The organism is Streptomyces sp. B21-083 (assembly GCF_036898825.1).
Taxonomy (GTDB): domain Bacteria; phylum Actinomycetota; class Actinomycetes; order Streptomycetales; family Streptomycetaceae; genus Streptomyces.
Map to the genome: position 1 here is coordinate 3,544,009 of NZ_JARUND010000002.1, position 26,902 is coordinate 3,570,910.

At 69.6% G+C, this 26,902-nt stretch carries 19 protein-coding genes and 5 pseudogenes; 12 read left to right on the plus strand and 12 right to left on the minus strand.

Going from position 1 to position 26,902, the window contains the following annotated elements; all coding sequences use genetic code 11:
• Positions 1 to 53: 53 nt before the first annotated feature.
• Entirely contained in the window at positions 54 to 1,586 is a 1,533-nt protein-coding gene (locus tag QA861_RS39805; RefSeq protein WP_334593723.1) for a DUF8426 domain-containing protein, read from the plus strand.
• Between the two features lie 31 nt (positions 1,587 to 1,617).
• Here QA861_RS39805 and QA861_RS39810 read toward each other — a convergent pair.
• Positions 1,618 to 1,983: pseudogene (locus QA861_RS39810) on the minus strand (tetratricopeptide repeat protein); the annotation flags it as partial.
• A gap of 62 nt (positions 1,984 to 2,045) precedes the next feature.
• Here QA861_RS39810 and QA861_RS39815 point away from each other — a divergent pair.
• The 6 genes and pseudogenes from QA861_RS39815 to QA861_RS39840 all read left to right on the plus strand — a co-directional run bounded on the left by QA861_RS39815 (position 2,046) and on the right by QA861_RS39840 (position 5,752).
• The gene (locus tag QA861_RS39815; protein ID WP_334593724.1) at positions 2,046 to 2,321 is read left to right on the plus strand and encodes a hypothetical protein; all 276 of its coding nucleotides are present in this window, start codon (positions 2,046 to 2,048) and stop codon (positions 2,319 to 2,321) included.
• Between the two features lie 50 nt (positions 2,322 to 2,371).
• Positions 2,372 to 3,514 carry a Fic family protein gene (locus QA861_RS39820; protein WP_334593725.1) on the plus strand — a complete coding sequence of 381 codons (1,143 nt, stop codon included), beginning with the start codon at positions 2,372 to 2,374 and terminating at the stop codon, positions 3,512 to 3,514.
• A gap of 431 nt (positions 3,515 to 3,945) precedes the next feature.
• Positions 3,946 to 4,579: pseudogene (locus QA861_RS39825) on the plus strand (GntR family transcriptional regulator).
• A 51-nt stretch (positions 4,580 to 4,630) separates the two neighbouring features.
• Positions 4,631 to 4,828, plus strand: coding sequence for a hypothetical protein (locus QA861_RS39830; protein ID WP_334593726.1), 198 nt, complete (start codon positions 4,631 to 4,633; stop codon positions 4,826 to 4,828).
• A 206-nt stretch (positions 4,829 to 5,034) separates the two neighbouring features.
• Positions 5,035 to 5,304 carry a prevent-host-death protein gene (locus QA861_RS39835; protein ID WP_334593728.1) on the plus strand — a complete coding sequence of 90 codons (270 nt, stop codon included), beginning with the start codon at positions 5,035 to 5,037 and terminating at the stop codon, positions 5,302 to 5,304.
• A complete protein-coding gene (locus tag QA861_RS39840; protein ID WP_334593730.1) occupies positions 5,294 to 5,752 on the plus strand; it encodes a type II toxin-antitoxin system VapC family toxin in 459 nt (152 codons plus the stop codon). The genes QA861_RS39835 and QA861_RS39840 overlap by 11 nt, the downstream gene beginning before the upstream one ends.
• A 12-nt stretch (positions 5,753 to 5,764) precedes the next feature.
• On the opposite strand, the pseudogene QA861_RS39845 reads toward QA861_RS39840, so the two are convergent.
• The 3 genes and pseudogenes from QA861_RS39845 to QA861_RS39855 all read right to left on the minus strand — a co-directional run bounded on the left by QA861_RS39845 (position 5,765) and on the right by QA861_RS39855 (position 10,135).
• Positions 5,765 to 7,396 (minus strand): annotated as a pseudogene (locus QA861_RS39845) (nuclease/transposase family protein).
• A gap of 385 nt (positions 7,397 to 7,781) precedes the next feature.
• A complete protein-coding gene (locus QA861_RS39850; RefSeq protein WP_334593731.1) occupies positions 7,782 to 8,801 on the minus strand; it encodes a hemolysin family protein in 1,020 nt (339 codons plus the stop codon).
• Positions 8,798 to 10,135 (minus strand): hemolysin family protein, encoded by a 1,338-nt coding sequence (locus tag QA861_RS39855; RefSeq protein WP_334593732.1) that lies wholly within the window; start codon positions 10,133 to 10,135, stop codon positions 8,798 to 8,800. Before QA861_RS39855 ends, QA861_RS39850 begins: the two co-directional genes overlap by 4 nt.
• Positions 10,136 to 10,555: 420 nt before the next feature.
• Between QA861_RS39855 and QA861_RS39860 the strand changes: the two genes are divergently transcribed.
• Both QA861_RS39860 and QA861_RS39865 read left to right on the plus strand, forming a co-directional pair.
• Positions 10,556 to 11,530 (plus strand): sporulation protein, encoded by a 975-nt coding sequence (locus tag QA861_RS39860; RefSeq protein ID WP_334593733.1) that lies wholly within the window; start codon positions 10,556 to 10,558, stop codon positions 11,528 to 11,530.
• Positions 11,531 to 11,587: 57 nt separating this feature from the next.
• A pseudogene (locus QA861_RS39865) lies at positions 11,588 to 11,905 on the plus strand (tellurite resistance TerB family protein); the annotation flags it as partial.
• Between the two features lie 102 nt (positions 11,906 to 12,007).
• Here QA861_RS39865 and QA861_RS39870 read toward each other — a convergent pair.
• Together QA861_RS39870 and QA861_RS39875 are read right to left on the minus strand one after the other, a co-directional pair.
• Positions 12,008 to 12,946, minus strand: coding sequence for a M56 family metallopeptidase (locus tag QA861_RS39870; RefSeq protein ID WP_334593735.1), 939 nt, complete (start codon positions 12,944 to 12,946; stop codon positions 12,008 to 12,010).
• Between the two features lie 6 nt (positions 12,947 to 12,952).
• On the minus strand, positions 12,953 to 13,342 hold the full coding sequence (locus tag QA861_RS39875) for a BlaI/MecI/CopY family transcriptional regulator (protein ID WP_334593736.1): 390 nt from the start codon (positions 13,340 to 13,342) through the stop codon (positions 12,953 to 12,955).
• Positions 13,343 to 13,499: 157 nt separating this feature from the next.
• On the opposite strand from QA861_RS39875, the pseudogene QA861_RS39880 reads away from it, so the two are divergent.
• From QA861_RS39880 to QA861_RS39890, 3 genes and pseudogenes are all read left to right on the plus strand, one after another.
• Positions 13,500 to 14,074, plus strand: a pseudogene (locus QA861_RS39880) (TerD family protein).
• 241 nt (positions 14,075 to 14,315) lie between these two features.
• Positions 14,316 to 14,594: a twin-arginine translocase TatA/TatE family subunit gene (locus tag QA861_RS39885; RefSeq protein ID WP_334593737.1), complete on the plus strand. Its 279-nt coding sequence runs from the start codon at positions 14,316 to 14,318 to the stop codon at positions 14,592 to 14,594.
• Positions 14,595 to 14,813: 219 nt separating this feature from the next.
• Entirely contained in the window at positions 14,814 to 15,542 is a 729-nt protein-coding gene (locus tag QA861_RS39890; RefSeq protein WP_334593738.1) for a dienelactone hydrolase family protein, read from the plus strand.
• Between the two features lie 125 nt (positions 15,543 to 15,667).
• Here the strand turns inward: QA861_RS39890 and QA861_RS39895 are convergent, their stop codons facing one another.
• From QA861_RS39895 to QA861_RS39920, 6 genes are all read right to left on the minus strand, one after another.
• Positions 15,668 to 18,010 (minus strand): glycosyl hydrolase family 95 catalytic domain-containing protein, encoded by a 2,343-nt coding sequence (locus QA861_RS39895; protein WP_334593739.1) that lies wholly within the window; start codon positions 18,008 to 18,010, stop codon positions 15,668 to 15,670.
• A 55-nt stretch (positions 18,011 to 18,065) separates the two neighbouring features.
• On the minus strand, positions 18,066 to 18,815 hold the full coding sequence (locus QA861_RS39900; RefSeq protein ID WP_334593740.1) for a heparin lyase I family protein: 750 nt from the start codon (positions 18,813 to 18,815) through the stop codon (positions 18,066 to 18,068).
• 5 nt (positions 18,816 to 18,820) lie between these two features.
• Entirely contained in the window at positions 18,821 to 19,396 is a 576-nt protein-coding gene (locus QA861_RS39905) for a polysaccharide lyase family 7 protein (RefSeq protein ID WP_334593741.1), read from the minus strand.
• Positions 19,397 to 19,670: 274 nt separating this feature from the next.
• On the minus strand, positions 19,671 to 22,595 hold the full coding sequence (locus QA861_RS39910) for a glycosyl hydrolase 115 family protein (RefSeq protein WP_334594994.1): 2,925 nt from the start codon (positions 22,593 to 22,595) through the stop codon (positions 19,671 to 19,673).
• Positions 22,596 to 22,863: 268 nt separating this feature from the next.
• Positions 22,864 to 23,514 carry a sarcosine oxidase subunit gamma gene (locus tag QA861_RS39915; RefSeq protein ID WP_334593743.1) on the minus strand — a complete coding sequence of 217 codons (651 nt, stop codon included), beginning with the start codon at positions 23,512 to 23,514 and terminating at the stop codon, positions 22,864 to 22,866.
• A complete protein-coding gene (locus tag QA861_RS39920) occupies positions 23,507 to 26,899 on the minus strand; it encodes a sarcosine oxidase subunit delta family protein (protein WP_334593745.1) in 3,393 nt (1,130 codons plus the stop codon). The genes QA861_RS39915 and QA861_RS39920 overlap by 8 nt, the downstream gene beginning before the upstream one ends.
• Positions 26,900 to 26,902 lie beyond the last annotated feature (3 nt).

A 26,902-nucleotide genomic window follows, 5' to 3' on the forward strand; every position in this document is an offset into this window, starting at 1 on the left:
CACGAGCCGCCCGATGTGGATGCGGCTGGAGGGCTGAGCGAGGACGGAGAGCCATGGTCAGGGCTTGGACGGTCCGTGGGGGCCAGTTCGGGGAGCGTGAAGAGCAGGCGCTTGACGACGGGGTGGCGATCATCGGCTGGGAGGAGGTCGGCGACCTCAGTGGCTGCACGTCGATCGCCGATGTGGGGGATCTGCTCGCGCGGGCCTATCCGGATGAGGCGCCCGGCACCGTGGACAACTGGAAGCACCAGCTGTGGCGGTTCATCACGATGGACACCGGGGATCTGGTCGTGATGCCCCGGAAGTTCCTGGCCGTCGTCGCCATCGGGCGGCTGACCGGCGGGTACGAGTACCAGAGCGAGGCCGCCCCTGGCTTTCGGCACACGCGCAAAGTGGAGTGGGTGCGCACGCAGGTCGAGCGTGCCGCAATCGGTGGTGACCTCCGCGACAGCATCGGCGCATTCCTGACGGTGAGCGAGCTGCGACGCCGTGATGCGGCACACCGTGTCGAGACCCTGGCGCAGACTGGTGTCGACCCGGGCTACAAGGGGGCCGTGGATCCGCCTGCGGATCCCGAGGCGTTGGAGCAGGATGTACGCGACGAGGGCACCCGGCAGTTGACCGCCCGGGACCTGATCGGCCTGTGGGGCTGGCAGAGGCGCACCGGCGATGTCATCGACCTCGTCGACCGGGAACTGGCGGCTCGAGGTCTGCAGGTGGCCCCGCACTTCACGGAGGTCCAGCTCGACGGCCTGATCACGGTCTCCGCCCAGGAGACCACCCTGACGGGAGAGACAGCTCAGGAGCTCCCGGGTACAGAACTTGGTCACACACCCGCAAGAGCCGCGGGCGAGGATCTGGGTCGCCACTGGCGCATCGGCAGCCTCCCCTTCGCCCGTGACGTGGTCACGGTCGGCTTCGACGAACCACTCAGTCGCGCCATCACACGCATGGTCCAGGGTGACTTCTCCCAGCTTCCGGTGGTGAACCGGAACAACGTGCTTCGGGGTGTCGTCACCTGGGAGAGCATCGCGCGTGCCCAGTTGGGCAACCGCGGCGCCACCATAGCCGCAGCGCTGGACCCCCATCCGCGCACCGCTCAGGAGCAGGAAGAGCTGTTCGTCCGCATCGACGACATCCAGCGTCACGGATTCCTCATCGTCACCGACGGCGACAATCTCGTGCTCGGCATCCTCACCGCGTCCGACCTGGCCGACCAGCTCAAGCTCCGGGTGGAACCGTTCATCCTTCTCGGCGAGGCGGAGCGGCGGCTGCGACGGCTCACCGACCGGCTGCCCGTGGACGAACTGCCCACCGGTTCGGGTGTGCGCAAGGCACGCGCCGCGGGGAAGTACCTCACCCTCGGGCAGTACCCGGAAGTCCTCAAGCATGACGCCTGCTGGGCAAGGCTTGCATGGCCGTACGAGCAGGACGATCTCGTACGCCGCGTCACCGCCGTCAAGGACTACCGGAACGAACTTGCCCACTGGGACATGGATGCCCCCGAGACGAAAACCGAGGCTCTGACCGAGACCAAGCAGTTGCTGAGTCTGCTGAAGCTGATTGACCACGATCCACGGCCGTGACCGGCTGGATCACCCGGGCCGAGCCGTCCTGTCAGGCGCCCGGCCCGGGGTCGTCGAGGCCGGGCTGGATAACCGCGAGCGCTTCGGCGATCTCGACCGCCAACTCGTCCTCCGGCCCACTGACCAGGACGACATCCTGGTACAGCAGTTCCAGTACCTCCTTGGCCTCCGTCGGCCGCCCCTGTGCGAGCAGCAACATGCCGATGTTGTGGCGGAGTTCCACAGCCTCTTCGCTCGCGTCGCTGTCAACGGCGCGTACGACGTCCAGCACTTCCCTCAGTTGCGCCAGTGCGTCGGTGACCATGCCGAGTTCTGCACGGCATCGTGCGGCTTGAGCACGACAGGCACGGGCCTGCTCACTGGTCGGCCCGGCAATGCGGGTGTACGCGTCAGCGAGGGTGAGGCTCCCCTCGTACCTGCTCGGGAGCCATGTACTGATACGTACCGATCGGCGTCCCGGTGGCGGTCAACTGCAAGTACTACAGCGCCAGCCGGGTCGGCATCGGCCACGCGCGCAATTTCGAAGGGCTGCACAGTGACCTGAGGACCGCCCGGAACCTGTTCGTCTCCAACACAGGAGCGTCGAGCGTGGTCAAGTACCTTTCCGCCCGCAAGCGTGGATACGAGCGGGAGGTCGTACCGGCGAACGTCAATACTGTCGGTTACACGCGTGGCCAGATCCGCGAGGCGTTCAAGATCTACCTCGGCAAGAACGCTCCGTCCACGGTGATCTGATTCAGACATGCGCGCTTGACTTGATGACACAATTATCATGTCATGTAGGCATGCTGTACGCGACTCCCTCCCTGGACACCGACGACCGGCGAGCCCTCGACGAGATCGAGAGCATGCGCCGCTCCCTGCGTCACATGCTCCGCGCCACCCCCCGCTGGACACGCCAGCTGCGCCGCAACCTCACCGCCCGCGCGATCGCCGGATCGAACACCATCGAGGGGTACGCCGCGACGGTCGACGACGTGGAAGCCCTCATGTCCGGCGAGGAGCCCCTGGAGACGGGCGAACGGACCCGCGCTGAGTTGGAGGGCTACCAGCGCGGCATGACGTACATCCAGGCTCTCGCCGACGCCGGTGACGACTTCCGCTACGACGCCGGCCTGCTCAACAGCCTGCACTTCATGCTGCAGGGCCACCACCTCGACAAGCGCCCCGGCCGCTGGCGCGACGGCCCTGTCTACGTCACCAGCCCCGACGACCCCCTGGTCCCGGCCTACACCGCCCCGGACCAGACGGACGTTCCCCCTTTGATGTCGGAGTTCATCGACTGGCTCAACGAAGGCGACCTCGACGCCCCCGTCCACGTCCGCGCCTCCATGGCCCACCTCAACCTCGTAAAGATCCACCCGTGGAAGGATGGCAACGGGCGCATGTCCCGCGCCCTGTCCACCCTGGTGTTCTCCCGCGAGGCCCTTATGCCACCCGAGTTCTCCTCCATTGAGGAGTGGCTCGGCCGGGGACAGAACACCTACGCCTACTACCAAGTGCTGGAGGACGTGGGCGGTCCGCACTGGAGCCCGGAACGGGACACCCGCCCCTGGATCCGGTTCTGCCTGACCGCCCACCACCGCCAGGCGCAGCAGGCCCAGCGACGCTTCGACGTGATGTCCCGCGCCTGGACCCGTCTGGTCGAATCCGTCGAGGCAACGGGCCTGGACGAGCGTGTCGTCTACGCCCTCCTGCCCGCCTTCTCGGACGCGAAGGTCCGCCGCACGGTCTACCAGCAGGACGCCGACCTCAGCGACCAACAGGCCATCCGCGACATCCGTGAACTCGTCGCCCGCGGCTGGCTCGTCCCTCACGGCAAGGCCCGAGCCCGCTACTACGCCCCAGGCCCCCTCATGGACCCGGTCCGGGACGAGGTCCGCCAGTCCATGGAGCCGTACACGGATCCCTACCGGCTGGAGCGGTGACGCACCCGCCTTCGGTGGTATGCCGCGAGGATGGCCGAGGCGTTCTGCATCTCGTCGAGCCGATGCCGCAGATCTTGCTCTTGGCCACTGATGCATTGCGCGTACGTGGCGAACAACACGGCAACACTGGTGCCGGCCCACGCGGCCACGTCAGCAGGCGGGATGCCGTTGTTCAACCACATCGTCAGTCGGGTGTGCCGAAGGTCGTATACGCGTCGCCCTGTCGGCGACGCGTATACGTGCGGTGCAGGGCGAGTACTCCTGGAGGACGCCGTCGGCGGCGTGGCTGAGGCTGGTGGGGGTGCGGCCAGGCACACGCGCGCCTGGTCGATCGACGTAGCCGCCGTCGTGGCCTAATTTCGTCGGCTGGGGTTCAGGAGGCCCGCATGTCACTCCGAAACCCCAGCTCAGCAACCCCCGACTAGTGCGGCGTGGGCGAGAACGTGGTCCGGCGGCACAGGAGTTGCTGATCCCCCAGGGCGCGCTGGAGGGACGTGCCGGATCAGGCACATACGTCGCCGAACCCCGGCAGCGAGTGCGGGTGGTCCGCTCCCCGGCGCGCGAGCAGCCCGACGGGTCGCCCTTCCGTGCGGACATGAAGGCTGTGGGCAGGCAAGGGGATTGGCAGAGCCGGACCGACGCCAAGGTGCCGCCACCGGCGGAGATCGCGGCACGACTGCGCATCGCCAAGGGCGAGCTGTGCGTCCGTACGACATACGAGTTCCTGGCGGATGGCAGGCCTGTGCAGCTGTCGACGAGTTGGGAGCCGTACGACCTCACGGCCGGGACTCTCGCCGTCCTGCCCGAGGGAGGGCCGCACGCCGGGACCGGCGTCGTCACCGTATGGACGCGATCGGCATCACCGTCAGTCATGCCGTCGAACAGCCGGAGCCGAGGCAAGCGACCGCCGAAGAGGCGTCTCTTCTCGGCATCCAGAAAGTCGCCCTTGTCACGCACATCCGGCGGACGTACTACAGCGACGAGGGACGACCCGTGGAGACCGCGGACATCGTGGTGCCCGCCGCTCACTGCGAGATCGTCTACGAGATCCCCATCAACCGTTAGCGGGACAGCTCCACGTCAAGGTCATAGCCTCTCGGCACATATCGTGACCTCATGCGAAACGAGAGGCACGATGAGCGGCTGTCGGACGAGGAGTTGGAGCTGTTGCTCCAGTACCTCCACAGGTTCGCGAACCATGACCTCGATCTCTTCGCCCTCATGCAGGCAGGAGACCCTGGGCACCCCGCCTACGTCTCCTTCAGCAGGAAGCCAGAACCAGGTGTCGCCCCCTCGGCCTACCGGCGGCCGTGAAGCGGCTCCGGGCCGCGTCGAATGTGTGCCGACGGCAGTGACGAGCTGCTGGCGGAGAGGGTAGCTGCCCAGGTCAGTGGCCGATTCCTGGTGAACACGCCAAGCGCCTTCGCCCGTCCGCGCTTGTAGGCATGGACACCGCGCGTTACGGCTGGAGGTGTGCCACTAGGTAGCACCAGGTGGCACACCTCGCTATCGTAGACAGCATGACAGCGCAGCCGGAGATCACTCAGCGCGATCTACGCACCCGTTCCAAAGAGATCATGGACGCCGTCCAGGGAGGACAGGCATTCATCGTCACTCGCGACGGGCACCGTATCGGCGAGCTGGTGCCGCTCCGCCGCCGTCGCCGTTTCGTTCCCCGTGCCGAGTTCGCGGCCATGTCACGTACCGCCCCTGACATCTCGCTGGACGCCTTCCGTGACGACCAGGGTGTCGTCGTCGAGCAGGAGTTGGACGACCCGTATGCCCGTTGAGCACGAGCAAGGCCTGCTCGACACCAACATCATGATCTTGCGCAAGTGGATCGACGCCGACGAGCTGCCCGCCGAGATGGCCATCAGCGCCATCACCCTCGCGGAACTCTCCGCAGGCCCTCACCAGGTACGCGGCAGCGACGAACAGAGCGACTACGACGAACACGCCGAGCGGGCCCGACGCATGGATGTCCTGCAGCGCGCCGAGAACGAATTCGACCCCATCCCCTTCGACGTGGAGGCGGCCCGCATCTACGGCAGGATCTGCGCGGCCGTCGTCTCCGCAGGCCGCAAGCCCCGACGCCGTGTGGCCGACCTGATGATCGCCGCCATCGCGGCCGCCGAGGAACTGCCCCTCTTCACGACCAACCCCGACGACTTCAAGGGCCTCGACGACTTGATCACCATCGTGACCGTGACGCGGCCCAGGATTCTGCACGACCGTTGACTTGTACCGTTCCTAGAGACTGAGCGGAAGTGAGTCCTGTTGCCAAAACTCATGCTCAGTCGAACGCCCCGGACGGTGTTGGGCGTTCTGGTTGCCCGCGTTCGCTCCGCGTCCGGGCGGCACGGATCGTGTCCGTGGTCCGGGGACGCGGGGGCGGGTTCCCTCACGCCCAGGAACTCCTGGTCCGGCCTGGACGGTCCGATGCCCCGCACGATCACTCCGGTCGTGTGGGGGCGGTGTCGTCCGTCGCCGGATCGGGTGTCCCTGGGCGCGCCTTCCGATCGCCACGGCAGCAGCATCATGGCGAGTGGTTGTACGGGTGGTTGTGGTGAGGGGTTTCTGCCAGTGCTGGGCACCCCACCGGCTGGTGTAGGCGGGGTCGACGGCGATGACCGCGATACCGGTCTGGTCGGCCATCGAGGCCAGCCGGGCACGGAGTTTGCCGGTGGGCATGCCGGAGATCAGCTGGCGGAAGCGTCTCCTGCGGCCGTGCTTCTCCCGGGTCTTCTCCGCGCCGAAGTCCAGGTCTTCCACCGCGATCGCCTTCACGCCGCACGTTCGGGCCCAGTGCAGGAGGCCGGTGAGGGCGTGGCGGACCTGGGCGTCGCGGTGTCCGGCGGTGCCGGTCAGGTCGTAGGAGAAACGGCGCGGGCTGCCGGTGGGGTTGCCGTGGATGTCGAGGTGCCAGGCGGCGAGGTGGTCGGCGTTCATGTCGACGCCGATAACGCCGTGGGCGAGCGCGGCCTCCATCGGCAGGGTCGGGGTGGGCGGGATCTGCCAGGACGCTGTCACGTACCAGCGGTCCCGGCCCGTGTCCAGGTGGATGCGGTAGGCGATCGCCCGGTTCGCCGCAACGCGGTCCGCCCACTCGCCGCCCCGGTGCGCGAACACGACCCGACAGGCCAGGACGTACCGCCCGTGCGGGGCGTTCGCCAAATACCCCAGCGGTGCGGGGAGTTTGATGCTCACCTCGCCGTCGGGGCTGATACGGATGGTCTCGTTGCCGTAGCGTTTGCCGGACTCCCCGTCGGCTTGGCAGAACCAGCGTTCCGCCTCCCACCGCCCACGCCACCCGGACTCCGTCAGCCCGGCCGCCTCCAGGTGGTGCCGGGTACGGGCCAGTTGCTTCCCGCCGCGCACGACATGCACGACACCGGCCTCGCGGTCGGCCCGCGCGACGGCCAGCCGGTCCTGAAGCACGCGCAGCCGCCTCGACTTCGCATGCCACTCCCGCTGGGACCGGTAACCACCAGGCGCCTTCTTGCTCCCCTTCTGCCCGACCGGCAGCGACAGCCGATGCGTGAGGATGCGGACGCCCGCTTCCAGATTCTGAACATGCGCCGACTGACAGCGCCGGGCCAGCGCCCACAGATCATGCGTGGCCTTGGTGATACTGCCAGCCCACCGCGACGACGAGACCGGGGTCAACTCCCGCTTCCGCACCGCCCACGCCGCACCGGAATGCTCCAGACCATCCCGGCAGCGTGCCTTAAGATCCCTCGACGCCAGCGACCCCAGATGCGCTCCCACCAGCCGCAGCACCTTCTCATCGCCCGGCGTCAGCTGCTTGAGGCGGGTCCGGATCGCCACACCGGACGGACCGGACGCGACGAACGGCACCGCGATACTCCTCAGCCCACCCACCCCGCCACCCCCAACCGACCCCGCCCGAAGATCCCGTCGCCAGGGGAAACGACCACCACCCGAGAAGGTCACGCATTCGATGAGAGAACGTCAGTTCCTCACCAAACCGACCCCACGACCGAGGTACGCGACACGACACACGCAGACCAGCAGCACTCACTCCCGCTCACCAGATCGCTCTTGAACGCACTCCAGCGGCAGCAGCTCCAAACCCCCCTCCTGAAGGAGGGGATTCTGGCCATCCCGGTCTTTGCTGTGCCGCTACGCAGCACGTGCTCGGAGCGGGATTCCATGACTTCCTACTTCTTCACGCTGTGCTGGGACAAGTCCCGGTCCTACCGGCGCTCCACAGGCCGATACCGCCAGTCCGGCGGCCTGTTTCGGCTCAGGACGCCTGTGGGTGCAGGAGCCGTGCGAGCAGGTCGTCCAGGGTGACCAGTCCCGTGAGTCTGCCCGTGTCGTCGCGGACGACGGCGAGTGAGGCGCGGCGGCGGCGCAGTTGCTCGATGGCTTCGGCGACGGTGTTCCGCGCGGTCAGTTCGGGCACCGGACGCGCGAGGTGCCTGGCAGTGACGGCCTGTCGCCGGGCCCTGGCGACCAGGGCGTCGCGGGCGTGGACGGAGCCGACGACCGTCTCGCCGTCGCGCACCAGCAGGCGGCTGCGGTCGTGCTCGGTCGCGAGCGCGAGGATCTCCGCCACGTCCGCTTCGGCCGGCACCGAGATGATCCGCGCGGCGGGAACCTGGAGTTCACCGACCGGTGTCTGCGGCTCGGTGAGCGAGTTGGTGATCAGCTCGGAGTCGTCCTTGCTGATCAGGCCCAGCCGTTCGGACTCCTCGACGAGGTGGGTGAGCTGCTCACGGTTGTGGACGGAGGTCAGCTCGTCGCGCGGGGTGACCGCGCACAGTCGTACGAGAGCGTTGCTGATCCGGTTGAGTACCGCGATCAGTGGGCGCACGACCTTGACCACGCCCCGGAACGGCGGGGAGAGCATCATCGCCGAACGCTCGGGGTGCGCGATCGCCCAGGACTTGGGGGCCATCTCGCCGACCACCATGTGCAGGAACACCACGACGATCATCGCCACGGCGAACGCGACTCCGTAGCTGAGCGCGCTGGGCAGGCCCAGGTCGTGCAGCAGCGGGTCGAGTTCGTGGGAGATCGCGGGCTTGGACAGCGAGCCCAGGCCCAGTGTGCAGACGGTGATGCCCAGTTGGGCGCCGGCCAGCATCAGCGACAGCTCGCGCATACCGGCCAGGGCCGCGCCCGCGCCGCGCTGTCCCTCGGCGGCGGCCTTCTCCATGCGGTGCCGTTTGGCGGCGACGAGGGCGAACTCGGCGGCGACGAAGAACCCGCTGCCGATGAGCAGCAGGACGGTGACGAAGAGCGCCATCGGGAAACTCATGCCTGCTCCTCCGTCTGTTCGGCCAGCCGTTCCATGCGCACGCGGTCCGGCACGTGGCGGTCGAGGGTGCGTACGTCGATCAGTGCGCGGCCCCCGCCGGGCAGGTCGACCGTGAGGCTGTCCCCGATGGTCGGGAAGCGGCTCAGCCGGTCGACGATCAGGCCGGCCACGGTGTCGTAGTCCTCGTCCGCGGGCAGGTCGACGCCGGTGGCCTCGGCGACCTCGTCCAGGCGGCGGCCCGCGTCCACCAGCCAGCCGTCGCCGTCCGCGACCGCGATCTCGATGATGAGGTCGGACTCGTCGGCGATGTCACCCACCAGTTCCTCGGCGATGTCCTCGTAAGTGACGATGCCCGCCACACCGCCGTGTTCGTCCAGGACGACCGCGAACTCGTCGCCCTGGGACCGCATCTGCTCCACCGCGTCCGGCAGGGGGAGTGTGTCCGGCAGCAGCAGGGGCCGACGGGCGGCCTGGGCCGCCGTGGTGTCCGTGAAGCCGTCGGCGGGCAGGGCCATCAGCTCCCGGACGCCGAGCACTCCGCTGACGTCGTCCGGATGGTCGCCGAGGACGGGGTAGTTGGAGTGGCCGTGCTTGGCGATCAGCTCGACCGCCTCGGCGAGGCTCGCGTCGTCGCGGACGAAAACGGCCTCCACGCGCGGCACCATCACTTCGTCCAGGGTGCGATCGGAGAACTCCAGGGCGTGGTCGAGGAGTGCGGCGGTGTCCTTGGGCAGTTGGCCCTGCTCGTGGGACTCGCCGATCAGGTGGCCGAGTTCTTCCAGGGTGGCGCCGTGGTGGAGTTCCTCGACCGGCTCGATGCCGACCTTGCGCAGGAGCGTGTTGGCCGCGCCGTCGAAAACGCGCACGAGCGGGCCGACGATCTTCAGGTACGCCAGTGTGGAGGAGGCCAGCGACTTCGCCAGCTGTTCGGGGACGGCGATGGCGAGGTTCTTCGGGGCCAGTTCGCCGATCACCATCTGTACGACCGTGGCCAGGACGAAGGCCAGCACCACGGAGATTCCGCCGACCGCCCCGTCAGGGACACCGACGCCGGTCAGGACGGGCTCGATCAGCGCGGACACCGACGGCTCGGCGATGAAACCGACGACCAGGCCGGTGACGGTGATGCCGAGCTGGGCGCCGGACAGCATGAAGGACAGTCGTTCCAGGACCTTCAGCGCGCGGGCGGCCTTACGGTCACCGGCCTCGGCCGCACGGGCCAGGGCCAGCCGGTCGACGGACACGTACGCGAATTCCTGGGCGACGAAATAGCCGGTGCCCACGGTCAGCAGCAGCACGGCGAGCAGACCGAGCCAGGCTTCCAGGGCGCTCACCGACGCCTCAGCCCGGAGTGGACACCCCACCGCGTGCCGTGCTCAGCAGAGACCTGGCGGGAGGGTGGCCGGGGCTCGTGCCCCGCGGAGTCCGTCGAGCTGGCGGACAAGGATGCTCCTTCACTAGAACGTTCACCTTGGCAACGATTCTGACCACATCCGCGTTCCCCGGCAGGGCGGGACCGGGCACCCGCGGCCGCTCGTTACGCCCCTCTATTTCTACACCCACTGTAAAGGAGCCCCGGGGCATCACCCCCGCGGGAAACGGAGAAACGGTTTTCGGCCGTTTCCGCGTCTCGGGCCTGGAGCGCGCCCGCCCCTCACACCGCCGACCCTATGCTTCTACGTGACTGTAGAAACGTAGAAGGGCCTCGGGCCCTGAACGAACGTACGAACGCACATGAAGGAGAGAACGCCCCGATGGTGTTCAAACGACTGCTCGGCGCACTCGGCGTGGGCGGCCCCACGGTCGACACGGTCCTCGACCCCGCCCCCGCCCGGCCCGGCTCCACTCTCACCGGCCAGGTCCACCTCAAGGGCGGCGACGCCGACTTCGACATCGACCACATCACCCTGGAGCTGGTGGCACGGGTCGAGGCCGAGCACGAGGACGGCGAGAGCGAGGGCGTCGTCGTCTTCGACCGCTTCACCGTCAGCGGCGGCTTCCGGCTCGGCGAGGGCGAGGCGCGCAGCGTGCCCTTCACCGTGGTGCTGCCGTGGGAGACACCCGTCACCGAGCTGTACGGGCAGAGCCTGGGCATCGTCCTCGGGGTGCGCACCGAGCTGGCGGTGGCCGGCGCCAAGGACAAGGGCGACCTGGACCAGCTGAGCGTCGCACCGCTCCCCGCCCAGGAGGCGATCCTCGAAGCCCTCGGCCAACTCGGGTTCGGCTTCAAGTCGGCCGACCTCGAATACGGGCGCCTGCACGGCACCGGTCAGCAGCTCCCCTTCTACCAGGAGCTCGAACTCACCCCGGCCCCGCAGTACGCCCACCAGGTCAACGAGATCGAGCTAACCTTCCTCGCGAGCCCGGGCGGGATGGAGGTGGTCCTGGAGGCCGACAAGCGCGGCGGCTTCTTCTCCGAGGGCCATGACACGGTCAGCCGGTTCACGGTCGGCCATCACGACGTCCGCGACTGGAACACCGAAGTCGACGGCTGGATCCGCCAGTTGGTCGAACACCGGACGTCGTACGGCTCGCAGGGCACCTACGGGGACGCCTACGGCCACGGCGACCATCACGACAGCCGCCGATCCGGCCCCGGCATGGGAACCGTCGTCGCGGCGGGCGCGGCCGGCCTCGCCGTCGGCGTGGTCGGCGGGATGGTCGCGGCCGAAGTCGTGGACGAGATCGGGGACTTCTTCGAGGGCGACGAGGAAGATGAGGAGGGGTAGCAGGAAGAGGCATGACGGCGCGGCGGAACTTATCCGCCCAGCGGTTAGTTTCTACGCAGCATCGACCCCTCCGAGCGCCAGCGGGTGGCCCAGCTGATCGCCGGCAACGAGGTGCTGCAGAACTTCGACGCCATGGATCTGCAGCGGCGCTTCGACGAGAACCTCAACAAGCTGACCGCCGACTTCGCGTTCGGCAAGGTGAGCGTGCTCCAGGAGATCGCCAAGGCCAAGAAGAAGCCTGCCGAGGCCCGTGCCGTCATCCAGATCGGCATCGTCATCGGTGGCGCGGACGGCGACTTCGACAAGACCGAGCAGGCCGTCGTACGCGAGGCGTGCTTCACCCTGGACCTGCCGCCGCACGAGTTCGACCTCTGATTCGTTCTCGGATTCGGCCTCTGATTCGACCTCGGAGCGGCACGCCCGCAGCGACAGGTGCGCCTCCCGGCGACAACGCCCGACCCGCCGCCGTCCGGCGGGTCAGAGGGGCGTGGCCGCGTGGAGGATGAAGATCATGGTCACGGCGGAGTTGGCGGACGACATCGCCGAGACGGCCGTCCCCGCCGCCGCACCCCAGGTCGCCAGACCGACCGTGGTGAACACCGACGGCCAACGGCGCCCCACCGGTGCGGGGCCGAGCAGGGCCGCCACCCTGCGCGGCACCGGCCCCGGCGCGGCGAAGCCGGCGAGCGTGGCCGGACGTGTGCCACGGGAACCGGAGACCAGCGCCGCCTTGCCGATCGCCCGCGCCACGGTACGACGGCTGCCGACCACGTGCGCCGCGTCCTCGTCGGCCCATCGCTCCGCCGTGTACGACACGGCCGTACGCAGGGGCTGCAGGAACGGGTTGGCCCGGGCGGCCAGTTGTACGGCGAGCAGGTGGCGGTGGTGCCGGGCGGCGAGGTGGGCGCGCTCGTGGGCGAACAGGGCTCGGCGCTCGGCCGGTTCCAGGGAGTCGAGCAGCGCGGTGGTCACGACGATCCGGTCGCGACCGCCGCCGGGCAGTGCGTACGCGTAGGGAGCCGTGTCGGGCAGGACCGCGACCTCCGTGGCCGGCAGTCCGGCAAGAGCCCGGTGACCCAGGCGCCGGGTCCGGCGGTGCCGCCACAGCGTCCGGGCGCAGGCCAGGGCCACCACGCACAGGGCGGGGATGGCCGCCTTGCCGACGACCTCGTCATAGGGGACGGCCTCGCGCACCTCGGGGTCCGACCAGCCGTCGGGCAGCGGGTTGCCGGGGAGCTGGGCGGTGCCGACCACCATGAGCAGCGCCAGGCAGACCGTGCTGCACACGGCCATCACGGCGGCCACGCCGGTCAGCAGCCGGGTCGCGGTACGCGGATGGAGATGCTGCTCGGCGAGGCGGGCGACCGGCCACGCCGTCAGCGGCAGCACCAACGGCAGAAAGACGAAGACCCCCATGAAACGTCAGTCTCCCCGGCTGTCGCCGGACCGGCCCAGAAGTTCGCGCAGCAGCCGCTCGTCGTCGGGACCGAGACCGGTGACGAAGCTCGCCAGCACGGCCTGTCTGTCTCCCTCGTTGTCCAGCACCCGGCGCATCTTGTGGGCGGCCAGACCGGCCTGGTCCGCCACGGGCAGCCAGGCGAAGGACCGGCCGGCCCGTTCGCGGGTGACCGCTCCCTTGGTCAGCAGCCGCGTGAGGATCGTGATGACGGTCGTATAGGCGAGGCCACTGCCCAGGCGCTCCCGCACCCAGCCCGCCGTCGCCGGTCCGTCCGCCTCCCGCAGCGCGGACAGCACCAACGCCTCCAGTTCACCCTGTCCCCGTCGCCGGGGAGGCTGCCGCTGATTCGTCACGCCCTGTCTCCCTTCCGCTGCCGCGCACTTCACGGGCGCTCCATCGTAAGGACACCCGGGGCCGCGCACCCGCAATCACACTCCGCACTATTTCTACAGTGATGTAGATTGCGTTCCGGTGCAACCGCACCCCAGGATCTCCACCAGGAGGAAAACCATGGGAGTTTCCCTGTCCAAGGGCGGCAACGTCTCGCTCAGCAAGGAGGCCCGGGCTTGACCGCCGTACTGGTCGGCCTGGGCTGGGACGTCCGGACGACCACCGGCACCGACTTCGACCTCGACGCCTCCGCGCTGCTCCTGGACGCCTCCGGCAAGGTCCTCTCGGACCGGCACTTCGTCTTCTACAACAACCTCGCCAGCCCGGACGGGTCGGTCGAGCACACCGGGGACAACCTCACGGGCGAGGGCGAGGGCGACGACGAGTCGATCAAGGTGAACCTGGCGGGCGTACCCGCCGAGGTCGACCGGATCGTCTTCCCGGTCTCCATCCACGACGCCGACAACCGCGGCCAGAGCTTCGGCCAGGTCCGGGGTGCCTTCATCCGGGTCGTCAACCAGGCCGGCGCCCAGGAGATCGCGCGTTACGACCTGTCCGAGGACGCCTCCTCCGAGACCGCGATGGTCTTCGGCGAGCTGTACCGCAACGGTGCCGAGTGGAAGTTCCGCGCGGTCGGCCAGGGGTACGCCTCCGGACTGGCCGGGATCGCCTCCGACTTCGGCGTCAGTATCTGACCGAGGCCGCCACTCGCCGCCCCCGTCACCCCAACACCCACGTCACCCACCTCACCCTGCGTGAGGCTGCCTGGCGCGGCTCGACGGGCCCCGGCGAGCCGCCGCTTACTGCTGCCGGCGCTCCCGTTCCCCGGCAGGGGCGGAGGCAGGTCCCGCCTCCAGCCTCCCCTTTCCCCCCTCCACATCCGCTCGTCCCGCCGACCGGCCCGCCCGCCGGCCCTCCCCAGGAACAGGAACCCCCGTGTTCGGACTGAGCGAACTGGCCGTCATCCTCATCGTCGTCATAGCCGTCCTCGCCGCGAAGAAACTCCCTGAACTGGCGCGCTCGGCAGGCAAGTCGGCCCGAATCCTCAAGGCCGAGGCACGTGCCGCGAAGGACGACGAGAAGGAAGCGGGGTCGGAGGCGGGCTCGGTTCCCCGCGTCATCCAGGGCGAGACGGTCACTCCGGGCACCGGCAAACCCGCCGCGGAACCCGAGCGACCGGACGAGGGGCGCAGCGCGCAGCCGCGCTACAGCTGACGGCTCCGCTGTTCGGCTGTTCGACTGTTCGGTGAGGGCTTGAAAACCCGTTGGCGGGCCATGGCGGCCGCTGCTACCTTTCCGGTGGCCGTGCGAGAGAACGAGGAGGTGGTACCCGTGAACGCTGTATCTACATGGGTGCTCCCCTCCGGGGTCACGGTCGGGCGATAGGTCGTCGTCCGGGAGCGCCGCTCAAGCGAACTCCCGAAAGGCACGACCATGCGATTCACCTCCGAACAGCGTCTCGACGACGGTGTCCTCGAACGCGAATTCACCCTCGGCGAGATTCCCGGCATCCTGTGGACGCCCGGCTCCGCACCCGCCCCCCTGATCCTGCTCGGCCACCCTCCGCTCGGCCTGCGCAAGATGTACCCCCGGCTGGCGGCCCGCGCCCGGCAGGCCGCGGCGGACGGCTTCGCCACGGCGACCATCGAGCTCCCCGGAAGCGGCGACCGGCCCCGTTGGCCCGCCGTCGAGCAGGCCCGCGCCGACCTGCGCCGGGCGATGGAGGCCGGCGAGCGGGTGAGCGACGAGATCGTCGACGCCCTCGTCCTTCCGCTGGTCGAAAAGGCCGTCCCGGAGTGGCAGATGGCCCTGGACGCGCTCCTCTCTCTGCCCGAGATCGGCGGCCCGGTCGGATACTCGGGCGGAGTGATCTCCGTCGGCATCCGGCTGGCGGTGGTCGAGCCGCGCATCTCGGCGGCCGTTCTGTTCGCCGGGAGTTTCGTGCCTCGCGTCATGTTCGAGGAGGCCCGGAAGGTCACCATTCCGCTGCATGTCCTGCTGCAGTGGGACGACGAGGGCAACGACCGCCAGGCGGCCCTGGACCTGTTCGACGCCTTCGGCTCCGGAGAGAAGTCCCTGCACGCCAATCTCGGCGGGCACACCGGCGTCCCTCAGTTCGCGGCAGACACCGCGGCCCAGTTCCTCACCCGGCACCTGCGCTGACCACCGGCCGGCGCCGCCGTCAGGACAGAGACGACGGTAAGCGGCGTCGGCCATGATGTCGTCACGGTCCCTGTCACCGTCATCGAGGAGAAGCCCCGGCCCTCCTCGATGACGGTGACGGTGACCTACGGCAGCCCCCAAGCCTCCCCCCGCTCGACCAGCGGCACCGAGTCGATCACGAGGTCGGGGCGCTTACCCGCGTACAGCAGGACCTCCCGGCCCTTGGCCAGGTCGATCGTGAGGGTGCCGTCCTCCGAGGTGTGGGTGCGGGCCGGGGTGCCGTCGTCCAGGAGGGCTGTCAGCGGGCCGGACGGCAGGTCGTGGCGCAGGCGCAATGGTTCGCCTGCCAAGCTTCGGATCCGGACGAAGCGGGTGGCGCCCCCCGTACGGGCCGCGCTGACCAGGAAGGCACCCTGGGTGCGGAAGTCGTGGAGGGTGACGTCCGGCCAGGTGGGCGGAACGGCCGGGAAGACCCGTAGGACGCCTCCCCAGCTCTGGCAGAGCATGTCGTGCAGGGACTGGGATGCCGACAACGGGGTCTCGATGACCGGTCCGGCCTCCGTGTAGTGGGTGTTGGCCCGGCACGGGTAGCGCGTGGTGGGGTCGAAGAACTTCTTCAGGTAGGTCAGGGCCGTGTCGCCGCGGCCCATCATCGCGTACAGCGACGCGGCACCCGTGTAACTGTAGCCGCGGTGGGCGCCGGTCAGCGCGTGCCAGCGGACTACCGACTTCTCGATCAGCTCGCGCTGCTCCGGCTGGTCCCAGTTGACCAGGTACAGCGGGTAGACCATCAGCAGGTGGGAGTAGTGGCGATGGGACTGCGCGTACGGGGTGTCGGCGCCGATCATGAAGCCGTTGCCGTCCACCGGGTACGGCGTCAGCCTGGCCAGCGTCTCCTGCCAGCGCGGGGCGAGGGGGTCGTCGACGCCGAGTCGCTCCGCCGCCTCCAGGAGTGTGGTGCAGCCCCAACGGATCAGCGCCAGGTCGTAGTTGGTGTCCTGCGGAGGCACCACCGGGTACTCCGGGGAGAGCGTCGACGGAAGGTGCAGCTTGCCGTCGTCTCCTGGCTGGAGGAAGTGCAGGTAGTAGTTGATCGCGCGGCGGAGCACGGGGAAGACGGTGTCCCGCAGCAGTTTCTCGTCCATGCTGTGGCGGTAGCTCAGCCACACGTTGTGCAGGGCCCAGGTCAGGTCGCCCACTTCGGCGCCGGTGCCGGGCCTGCCCACGCTCCGGTTGGCGAACATGTCGGAGCTACGGCCGACTCCGGCGCTGTCCGAGCGGTAGGCGGCGGCCACGTTCGTCGTGAGCTGTTCCTGGTTCTGGCGGAGGGTGGTTGCCAGCGAGTCGAGTTCCAGGTGGTTGGAGCCGTGGATCAGCCAGAACTCCAGCTGGACGTTGAGGTTCCACCACACCGCCGGCCAGGGCGTGGGCTCCAGCCAGGGGCCGCAGGTGGCCATCGGCGGCCCGCCCGCGACACTCGCCGACGCGACCTTGTAGAGCTGGATCCAGTGGAAGCTCTGCAGCCGCTCGTCGGGGAACGAGACGAAGCTCTTGCGGTAGTACGCGTGCCAGGCGCGGGTGTGCGAGGTGCGCAGGGCCGTGTACGGGGCGATTCCCAGGGTCTGCCGGATCGTCGGAATCTTCTGGATCTTCTTCAGCGACTCCTCCCCCGCCCGGGTGTTCGACGGATGGCTGTGGGCGACGGTGAGCAGCAGGGTGTCGCCCGAGCGTCGGTACGCCGTCGCGGTCTGGCCGCCGCCGGTCAGGGGCTGGAGGACCTGCTCGACGCCGCCGGTCGTCCGGGTGGTCCAGGGCGGGTTCGCGACGTAGTCCGCCGGTGGGGCCTCGCTGATCTTGCGGGGGCTGATCGCCTCCTCCGGGTGGAACGTCCAGTGCACCTTCTCGTCGCCGCCCGCCGTGACGCGGGCGGCCAGGACGCCGTCGTGGATGAGGGCGGCGAGGGTCAGGGTGCCCTTGTCCGTGGTGATCGTGCCGGTCAGTTCGGCGTTCCACAGGCTCAGCCGCCAGTCCACGGCGGTGATGGTGCCGACCGGGTCCAGGGTCAGGTGTCCCACGGGGAGTCGGCAGGTGCCCCAGCCGCTGCCGAACTCCGGGCGGTGGTCCTGGACTTCGCCGTGCTGGACGGTGAAGCGGATCGCGTTCACGCCCGGCTCCTGGTACACCATGCTGCCCAGCCGCCCGTCCCCCAGGAAGGGGCCCTCGTGCCACAGCGTGGGCAGCCTGCGCCACAGCAGGTCCTGCTTGCGCAGGAAGCCGGACCAGGCCGCGTCCGAGTCCATGCGGTTGCGCAGCTTCCAGGGGTGGGGGACGGCTACGGCATCAGCTGCCGGGCCGGGAGGACCGGCGTGATCACCGTGATCGACGGGATCGGCCTGGGCGACCCCGGGCAGGGCGGCAAGCGTCGTACCGCCCAGCGCCGAGCCGAGCACTGCTCTACGAGAGGTCATGCGGGTACCTCCAGAAGGTGGGGTGAGGGGTTGGGGGGGTCGGGCGACGTCGGCGTCAGGCCCAGGCGGCCGGTTCGGCGAGGGCGTAGGTCGAGGCGATCCGGTGGTTGTCGTGCAGGATCGTCAGGGTCCGCGGGCCGATGGGCGTGCCCTCGCGCCAGGCGGTGCAGTAGATCCCGCTGGACCAGCGGATCGTCCGCGAGGTGGACGGCAGTACGGTGATGCCGGTCCGGCTCACCGTCCTCGTACCGTTCAGCCACACCTCGAAGGCACCCCGGCCGTCGCCGTCGAGCTTCAGCCGGGTGACGACGCGGATCCAGGTGTCCCGCAGGCCGCTGATCGATCCGACGGTGCCCTTGATGCCCCCGGAACCGCCGAACCGGATCTCCGATCCGATGACGAACATCAACAGCCAGGGGCCTTCCGGGTCTTCGGGCGACCACTGCTGGAAGGTGACGTTCTGGTCGTGGAAGGTCCAGCCGGACCCTAGGCGGATCGCCTGGCCGTAGTACCGGTCCTCGCCGACGCTCTGCGCGCCGCGCCGGATCACCTCGCAGTGGTAGCCGCCGGTCTCGCCGATGTAGGTCTGGGTCGCCGCGAGCGCGTGCGCGCCTTTGTACGTGGGCGAGTCGACGGTCTCGATGGTGCCGGCCTTCTGCGTGTAGGCGTGGTCCCAGCCTTCGACGCTGCCGCGGTTCTGGAAGTGGACCTCGTCGGCGGCCCCGGCCTGCCCCGGCAGGACCGCGGCGGTGACACCGGCGAGGCCGAGTCCGCCGAGCGCGGTGAGTGCCGTTCGTCTCCGCACAGCACTCACCGCGTCCAGTAGGTGAGGTTGCGGAAGCGGGCCTCGGCCCGGCCGGTGCCGTGGTGGTAGACGCCGTTCTTGAAGTGCCGGGTGGCGGGGCCCCGGTCCTCGGTGGTCAGCACCAACTCGTCGTCGAAGTAGACCTTTACGCTGCCGGCCGAGGCGTCGTGTTCGAGTTTGACGTTGAACCAGGTGTCGTACGCGCCGGTCTTCAGGACCGTGCGGTCGAACGCCCGTACAGTGCCGCCGTTGGCGTTGTACGCGTTGAGCATGAAGTCCGTGGCCGGGGTGCCGTCGGGGTGGATCACGCGGAGGATCTGCACGAAGGTCGCGCCGTTCGTGCCGGCCGGGAGGTACACATCGGCGTCCCACATGTGCCGGCCGGACGTGTACTCCTGCTTCCAGCGCATCTCGGTGCGCGGGTCGGTGGAACTGCCCTGCGACAAGGGCTGGTCGGTGTCGTACACCCACATGCGGTGGACGCCGCCGCTGTTGCTGTACCGGTCGCTCAGGTCCAGGTTCCACGGCTTCTGCAGGGCGTACGTGAACGCCGTCCTCGTCCAGCCGTCCGTGGGGGACACGACGGAGGCCGCCGAAGATGGGGTAGAGGCGGAGGCCGTCGACCGGGTCGACCAGACGGCGCCCGAGGCCAGTAAGCCTCCGGCTGCCAGAACCATGCGCCTAGATGGAGTCATGGGCATGCCAAATGACCTTTCCGGGACTTTCCGGGAATGGCGATTCATCGGATCTATCTTCGGGAGGAGCGTAGGACTAGACCAGATAGGCGTCAATAATCAGGCCCGATTCAGGTTCAGCCGAAGATAGATCCGATGTACACCGGCACCCCCGCCCCGGCTACTCCTGTCGCGAGCCGGAGTTGAACACCGGGTGCCAGCTCTCCGGCGGAGCCAGATAGCTGACCGGCAGGCCTCCCGTGTCGATGACGATCTGGTCCACGGCGATCGCCGGGTCGACCATGAAGAGCCGCAGTTCGTGCTCGCCGGGTTCGGTGACGGTCACGGTGGCCGTCAGTCTCTCGACGCCGTCCTCCACGTTGCGGGCCCAGGCGTCGCCCCGGTTGCCGGTGGCGACGGCCTGTCCGGACAGGACCGTCACCGGCTGGTCGTCGAGCGACACCGCCACCCGCCGCTGCCCCCGCTCGTCGAGCGACGGCAACCGGAAGACGGTGACCGGAAAGGTCCCCGTGCTGCTGAAGCGCACCCGGTAACGCAACTCCGGTGCCCGGGCGGCGAAGTCGGCGGTGATCGGCGCCGCCGTCGACGGCACCGCCTCCACCGCGCCGCTACGACGCCCCAGCCCGCGTACGGTCCGCCAGTGGGCCCCGCCGCGCGCCACCCGGCGGTCGGTGTGCGCGGCGTCGATCGAGACGTACCCGTGCGCCTCGACGAACCCGGGCCGCCGACGGAGCGCCCGTTCACCGTCGTTGCGCACCCTCAGCGGTACGTCGACACGCTGCCCGGCGTCGGCACCGCTCACGGTGACCGTCGCCTCGTACGATCCCTCGGGCACCCGGTCCCAGTCGATCTCCACCCACACCCTTGTCTGGTCGGTCAGGGAGCCGCCCGGCTCGCTCAGCCGGACCCAGGGATGACTGGCCTCGGCGGTCCAACTCACCGCCAGGAAGCCCGTGTTGAAGACGTCCAGGAAGCGGCGGTCCCGAGTGCCGGAGAAGAAGGACAGTGGGCGTGCCGTGCCCGTCTCGTTGCCCTCCGACGCCACCCCCAGGCCCGATGTCTCCTGGCGCGCGACCCTGGTGACGGCGGGGCGGCCCGGCGCCTTCGGGATCTGCGAGGGGTACGGGTTGACGATCCCGTCCCATTTTCCGCCCGCCACCTCGGTGTTGTATCGCTTGGTGAGCGCGGCCTCCGTGGCGTGAGCCGCCTCGGCGAGGTCCGCGAAGAGGTTCGCCCCGGCGCCGCGCCCCTGACGCCGGGCGAGCGCGTTGCGGTCCGCCCAGTAGTACTTCAGGTTCATCAAGTAGGCGCCGTGCACCGGGTATTCGACCAGCTCGAAGTAGGCGTCCCGATACGCCTCGGGCAGCTTGGCGCCCAAGGTCCTTGCCCGTGCGAGGAGTTGCTCGTAGGCGGCCATCCGGCGGCCCGCCTCGTCGCCGTGGTGGATCACGGAGATCAGGCCCGCTGCGATGAACTCCGGGCGCAGTTCCGCCGCGAGACGGTAGTACTCGGTGCGGATCGCGGCGATCTCACGGCCGTGACGCCGCCCGAACTGGCGGCCCGCCCACTCGACCAGGAACTCCTCGACGTCGTCCGCGCCCCATCTGTTCACGTCCCAGGCGACGTCCATGGCGAAGGACAGCCCGGTCTCGATCGACTTGACGTCTCCCACGTTGAAGATCCACATACGGTCGGCGCCGTGCTCGTACACCCGGCGCAACTCCTGCCAGACCTTGGCCAGTTGGGTGGTGTCCAGCCACAGGTAGCTCTTCGGGCGGCCCCAGTAGGAGAGGTGATAGTAGATGCCGTTGCCGCCCGCGCGCCGTCGCTCCGCCTCGTTCGGCAGCTGGCGCATGTTGCCGTGGTTGTCGTCCGGCCAGATGAGCGTGACGTCGTCGGGCACCTGGACGCCCGCGTTGTAGAGGTCCAGCACCTCCTTGTACGGGATGAAGATCTGCGGCTCGGCCGCCTGGCCGACCTCCTCGGTCAGGATGCGGCGCTGGTCGGCGATGATGTCGTTCATCACCACGACCTTCTCGGGGATCGTCGTCGCGTACTTCGTCTCCAGCGCGGTGTCGTGCAGGCCGCGCATACCGAGCGTCCAGCTGCTCTCGTAGGCGGCGTTCTGGCGCGCCCGGGCCCGCCAGTAGTCGGAGATGACAGCGGGGTTCACCGTGTAGTCGTACACCGGCAGGCTGCCGTCGGCGTTCAGGTGTTCCGCCGCCCACGGGTCCCACTCGTGGACGCCGTTGCGGAGCAGCGCCTCGGGGTGGCTGGAGCCGACGACTATGCCGTAGTGCTCGGCGAGTTCGGGGTTCTCGCGGTGCTTGTTGAAGAAGTCGGAGTACGGATGCATGGCCGGCCAGAGGTAGTTGGCCTTGAGACGGAGGAGCAGTTCGAAGACGTGCTTGTAGGTCTCGGGGCCGATGTTCTTGTCCGGCTCCTGGGTTCGGTGCGACCAAGTGGTCAGGTTCTGCTCGTCGTTGATGAAGATGCCCCGGAAGCGAACCGAGGGTTCGTGGCGGGTGAAGGGTCCGGTCGGGACGGTCACCTCGTCGCGGTGCTCCACCGGCACGTCGGCCCACCAGTACCAGGGCGAGACCCCGATGCGTTCCGAGGTGTCGTAGATCCCGTAGATCGTGCCGCGCCGGTCGCTGCCCGCGATCACCAGGGCGCGGTCCACCCCCGGCAGTGGACGGTCGATCACCTGGGCAACCGAGGCTTCCCAACTCCCCTTCACCTGGGTCACTTTCAGACGGCCCTGGGCGATGAGCCCGTCGATGACCGGGCTCGCGCCGATCGTGCCGACGAGGACGAGGTGGGTGGCCTTCTCGGGGAGTACCGGGAGGGTGTGGATCAGCCGAGGCCGGATGCCGGAGACCCGCTCGACGTCCGCCTGGAGGTCCCCGGCCGCGCGGATCACGGCGGGGTCGTCGGCCGCGTCCACGAAGACGTCGGTGGCCGACCCGCCCCGCACCAGCGGGAACTCGGGGCCGCCGGCCCGGGCCGGCAGGTCCGGGAGAGCTGCGTGGGCGGTCGTGGAGAGCGGCCCAAGGAGCATGGGGGTCACTCCGGTGGCGGCCATGCCCCGCAGAAAGGACTTGCGGGTCCATGGCTGCGACGGGGGCGGCGGCGTCGATCGGTCCTGGGGTTCGCGGTGGGGCACGAGACGCTCCCTTTCCGCCCAGGCCCCGCGTCGGCTCGTCGCGCAGCCGGTCAACGAGCTGGGCGTATGAGTGTGTGCGGCGACATGGTCAGGCCAGAAAGCGCTTGCTAAGTGCCTTGCACCTTAGGGCAGGGGCAACCCGGTCGTCCATATCGCGGCACATCCGCCTCTGGTGAGGCCTCCTGCCTCAGCCCATGTACTCCGTCCCCGCGTCGAGCAGCCAGTCCGTCAGGTAGCCGGCGAAGGACGAGCGGACCAGCACCCAGAAGCCGGCCCTGGCCTCGTCCCGGGCGACCAGCACCACCTGGGTGCGGCCCAGGGTCGTCTGGGCGCAGCGGCCGGGGCCGAAGGCGCGTGAGTGGAGGTCGAGGGGACAGCCGTGGGCCAGCAGATCGCGGGCTCGGGGGCCCGTGACGAGGAGCGTGGTGCGCTGGGCGGAGACGTCGATGACGGAGACCGGCTCGTCCCCGGCCGCTTCCCTGATACGGCTCTCCAGGTCCCGTTCGCCGCCGGGCGGGCCCACGAGCAGCCACTCGTCCGGGCCCAGCCACAGGGCGACCAACTCCCCCGCGTGGACGACGGTGTTGGGGGCGAGGGGCAGCGGGAGATCCAGCGCGAGCCTGATGGCGTCCGCCGCCGCGCCCTTGGCGTCGAGACGCACGTTGAGCTGGGTCAGGAAGGGGAGTTCCGCCAGCCGGATCGCACCCCCGGAGGTGCGGGTCGCGGCGGCCAGTCGGCAGGCGGCGTCCGCCAGCGGAGACACCGGCGACAGGCCGGACAAGGGGGACGGGGAGGACAAGGAGGGCCGGGCGGCGCTCAGGGTGGTGGTGTCAGCCATCTCGGCGGGCTCCCTCGGGGTCGTAGAGGACGGGGCTCGCGACGGTCACCGGGACCAGCCGGTCACCCACGGGTGCGTACAGGCGTTCGCCGACGCGTTCCCGGCCGCCCTTGATCAGGGCGAGCGCGAAGGTCCGGCCGAGGGCCGCGCTGCGGTAGCTGGAGGTGACATGGCCGAGCATCGGGACGGGCGGCGCGGGCAGCTCGCTGTCGGCGACCAGCTGGGTGCCCTCGGGGAGGAACGCGCCGGGGTCGTCCGGAAGCAGGCCGACCAACTGCTTGCGGTCGGGGCGGACGGCGTCGGCACGGGCGTACGACCGCTTGCCGATGAAGTCGGGCTTCTTCTTCGACACCACCCAGCTCATGCCGAGGTCCTGCGGAGTGACGGTGCCGTCGGTGTCCTGGCCGATGATCGGGTAGCCCTTCTCGGCACGCAGGACGTGCATGGTCTCCGTGCCGTAGGGGGTGATGCCGTACGGGGCGCCGGCCTCGTACAGCGCCTCCCAGAGGGTGCGGGCCTCCCACGGCGACACGTTGATCTCGTAGGCCAGTTCGCCGGAGAAGCTGATCCGGCAGACCCGTGCGTCGATGCCCGCGACGGGCGTCTCGCGCCACGCCATGAACGGGAAGTCGGCGTTGTCCACGGCCAGTTGGGGCGCCAGGGAGCCGAGGACCGCGCGGGAGCGGGGGCCCACCAGGGCGACGGTGGCCCACTGTTCGGTGACGGAGGTGCAGTGGACGCGCAGGTCCGGCCACTCGGTCTGCGACCACTCCTCCATCCAGTCCAGTACGGCGGCGGCGTTGCCCGTCGTCGTGGTGACCAGGAAGCGGTCGGGGGCGAGGCGGATGACGGTTCCGTCGTCGAAGACCATGCCGTCCGGGCGGCACATCACGCCGTAGCGGATCATGCCGACCTTCAGGGTGCTCATCATGTTGGTGTAGAGCAGGTCGAGGAAGGCTCCCGCGTCCGGGCCCTGGACGTCGATCTTGCCGAGGGTGGAGGCGTCCATGAAGGCCACGCTGTCGCGGGCGGCGGCGCACTCGCGCAGGACTGCCGCCTCCATGTCCTCGCCGGCCTGCGGGTAGTACCAGGGGCGCTTCCACTGGCCGACGTTCTCGAAGAGCGCGCCGTGCTCGATGTGCCAGGCGTGCAGTGCGGTCGTCCGGATCGGGTCGTGCAGCGCGCCCCGGTCGCGGCCCGCGAGGGTGGCGAAGGAGACGGGCGTGTACGGCGGCCGGAACGTGGTCGTGCCGAGCGCCGAGATGTCCACGCCGAGCAGCGCGGCGACGATACCGCTGGCCAGGAGGCCGGACGTCTTGCCCTGGTCGTTGGCGGTGCCCGCCGTCGTGTAGCGCTTGGTGTGCTCCACCGACCGCATACCGGCGCCGGTGGCGCGGGCCAGGTCGTCCACGCTGACGTCACGCTGGAGGTCGACGAAGGAGTGCGTGTCGGAGGCGTCGGGGATGGCGTACACGTGCATGGGCGGGGTGGTCGGCGGTTCGGCGGCCGGGGTCGGGAGGTGGGGTGCCTCGGGGGTGTAGCCCTCCGCCGCGAGTGCGCGGGAGGCCGCGTCCACGCCCTGGGCGAGGACCGAGGGCAGGTCAAGCGCTCCGGCCGCGCTGCCCGCGACCTCGACGGCCTGACGGCAGTTGTCGGGGACGAAGGTGCCGAGCGCGTTGTCGTAGCGGAGCTTGCCGCCCGCCTGGCTGAACAGGTGGGCCACCGGGTTCCAGCCGCCGGAGACGAGGAGGAGGTCGGCGGCGAACTCCCGTCGGCCTGTGCTTCCGCCGGACTCTGTGGGCTCGCCTTCGTACGGGGCGATGCTTACGGCGGTCAGGCGCGGGTCGCCTGGCGTGCCGCCTTGCACGTCACCTTGCGAGTCGCCTTGCACATCGCCTTGCGTGCCTACGACCGCGTGTCCGGCGAGCACCTCGATGCCGGCCGCCCTCGCGCGTTCGGCCCACTCCCCCGGGTAGGGGCGGGTGTCGACGATCGCCGGCACGTCCACGCCCGCTGCCGTGAGGTCCAGTGCCGCCGCGTACGCGCTGTCGTTCGTCGTGAACACGACCGCTCTGCGGCCGGGCAGGACGCCGTGCCGGTTGACGTACGTACGCGCCGAGGCGGCCAGCATCACACCGGGGCGGTCGTTGTCCGCGAAGGCCAGGGAGCGTTCGTGGGCGCCGGTCGCGAGGACGACCCGGCGGGCGCGGATGCGCCAGACGCGTTCGCGGGAGACGTTCTCGGGGGCGGCTGCGCCGAGGTGGTTGGTGCGGCGCTCGACGGCGAGGAGGTGGTTGTCGTCGTAGTAGCCGAAGACCGTGGTGCGGGACAGGACTCGCACGTCCGGGGCTGCTTCCAGGCGGCCCGTGGTCTCCGCCACCCAGTCGAGGTGTTCGCCCGTGCCCAGGAGGCTGCCGCCCGGCTCCGGACGGTCGTCGGCGAGGATGACGCGGGCGCCGGTGCGGGCGGCTGCGGCGGCTGCGGCGAGGCCTGCGGGGCCCGCGCCGACGATCAGCAGGTCGCAGTGGGCGTGTACGGCGTCGTAGCGGGCGGGGTCGGGGGTGGTGGCCAGGCGGCCCTGGCCGGGGAGGCTGGTTGCCGCCAGGCCGTCGTACAGCTCGACGGTGGTGGCGGGGAGCATCGGCTCGGGGAACGGAGCCTCGATCTGGATGACGGCGTTGGGCTCTTCGGGGCCGGCGGAGAAGATGCCTCGGGGGCGGCCGAGTTTGATGCTGGTGCCTGTGTGGATGATGCCGTTGGCGAGGAGGGCGGAGGCGAGGGTGTCGCCTTCGTAGCCCTGGTGTTCGGTGCCGTCGAAGGTGAAGGTGAGGGGGTGATCGCGGTTGATCCGGCCTCGGGTGGGGTGTCTGAACGGCTGGGATTCCTCCCCCACCCCGCCCCTTCCCGAAAGTTCTGGGGGCTCCGCCCCCAGGCCCCCGGTCGGCCCTGAAGGGGCCTCGTCCTCAAACGCCGGACGGGCTGAGGGTGTGGGCCTCTGCTCAACACTCCCCGGAGAAGCTGACAATGCGGGCCCGTGCTCGACAGTTGCCGGAGAGGCTGCAGAAGCCTTCCGGGGCTGGGGAGTTGCCGCCGTGACGCCCGCATCCTCGGTGGCCGGGGGACGCTCCTCCCCCGCCCTGTACACCGCCAGGATCTCGTTCGTCCCCGTGTTCCGGACCGCGTTGAACCAGCGGCGGCAGCCCGCGCCGTGGTTCCAGCGTTCGGCGAAGGGGCCCTTCGGGTTGTCGCGGAAGAACAGGTACCGGGCCCACTCCTCGTCGGTGAGGGCCGACGGGTCCTCGGGGTACGGCACATGTGCCTGGCCGCCGTAGTGGAACTCGGCCTCGTCGCGGGGCCCGCACCACGGGCAGGGGATGAGCAGCATGTC

Coding starts and splice junctions, on each gene's coding strand:
- QA861_RS39870 (WP_334593735.1), bottom strand. CDS start 12,946: ATGGGGGTCTTCGTCTTTCTGCCGTTGGTGCTGCCGCTGACGGCGTGG.
- QA861_RS39840 (WP_334593730.1), top strand. CDS start 5,294: ATGCCCGTTGAGCACGAGCAAGGCCTGCTCGACACCAACATCATGATC.
- QA861_RS39910 (WP_334594994.1), bottom strand. CDS start 22,595: ATGGCCGCCACCGGAGTGACCCCCATGCTCCTTGGGCCGCTCTCCACG.
- QA861_RS39920 (WP_334593745.1), bottom strand. CDS start 26,899: ATGCTGCTCATCCCCTGCCCGTGGTGCGGGCCCCGCGACGAGGCCGAG.
- QA861_RS39890 (WP_334593738.1), top strand. CDS start 14,814: ATGCGATTCACCTCCGAACAGCGTCTCGACGACGGTGTCCTCGAACGC.
- QA861_RS39830 (WP_334593726.1), top strand. CDS start 4,631: ATGCGAAACGAGAGGCACGATGAGCGGCTGTCGGACGAGGAGTTGGAG.
- QA861_RS39850 (WP_334593731.1), bottom strand. CDS start 8,801: ATGAGTTTCCCGATGGCGCTCTTCGTCACCGTCCTGCTGCTCATCGGC.
- QA861_RS39805 (WP_334593723.1), top strand. CDS start 54: ATGGTCAGGGCTTGGACGGTCCGTGGGGGCCAGTTCGGGGAGCGTGAA.
- QA861_RS39860 (WP_334593733.1), top strand. CDS start 10,556: ATGGTGTTCAAACGACTGCTCGGCGCACTCGGCGTGGGCGGCCCCACG.
- QA861_RS39895 (WP_334593739.1), bottom strand. CDS start 18,010: ATGACCTCTCGTAGAGCAGTGCTCGGCTCGGCGCTGGGCGGTACGACG.
- QA861_RS39820 (WP_334593725.1), top strand. CDS start 2,372: ATGCTGTACGCGACTCCCTCCCTGGACACCGACGACCGGCGAGCCCTC.
- QA861_RS39835 (WP_334593728.1), top strand. CDS start 5,035: ATGACAGCGCAGCCGGAGATCACTCAGCGCGATCTACGCACCCGTTCC.
- QA861_RS39915 (WP_334593743.1), bottom strand. CDS start 23,514: ATGGCTGACACCACCACCCTGAGCGCCGCCCGGCCCTCCTTGTCCTCC.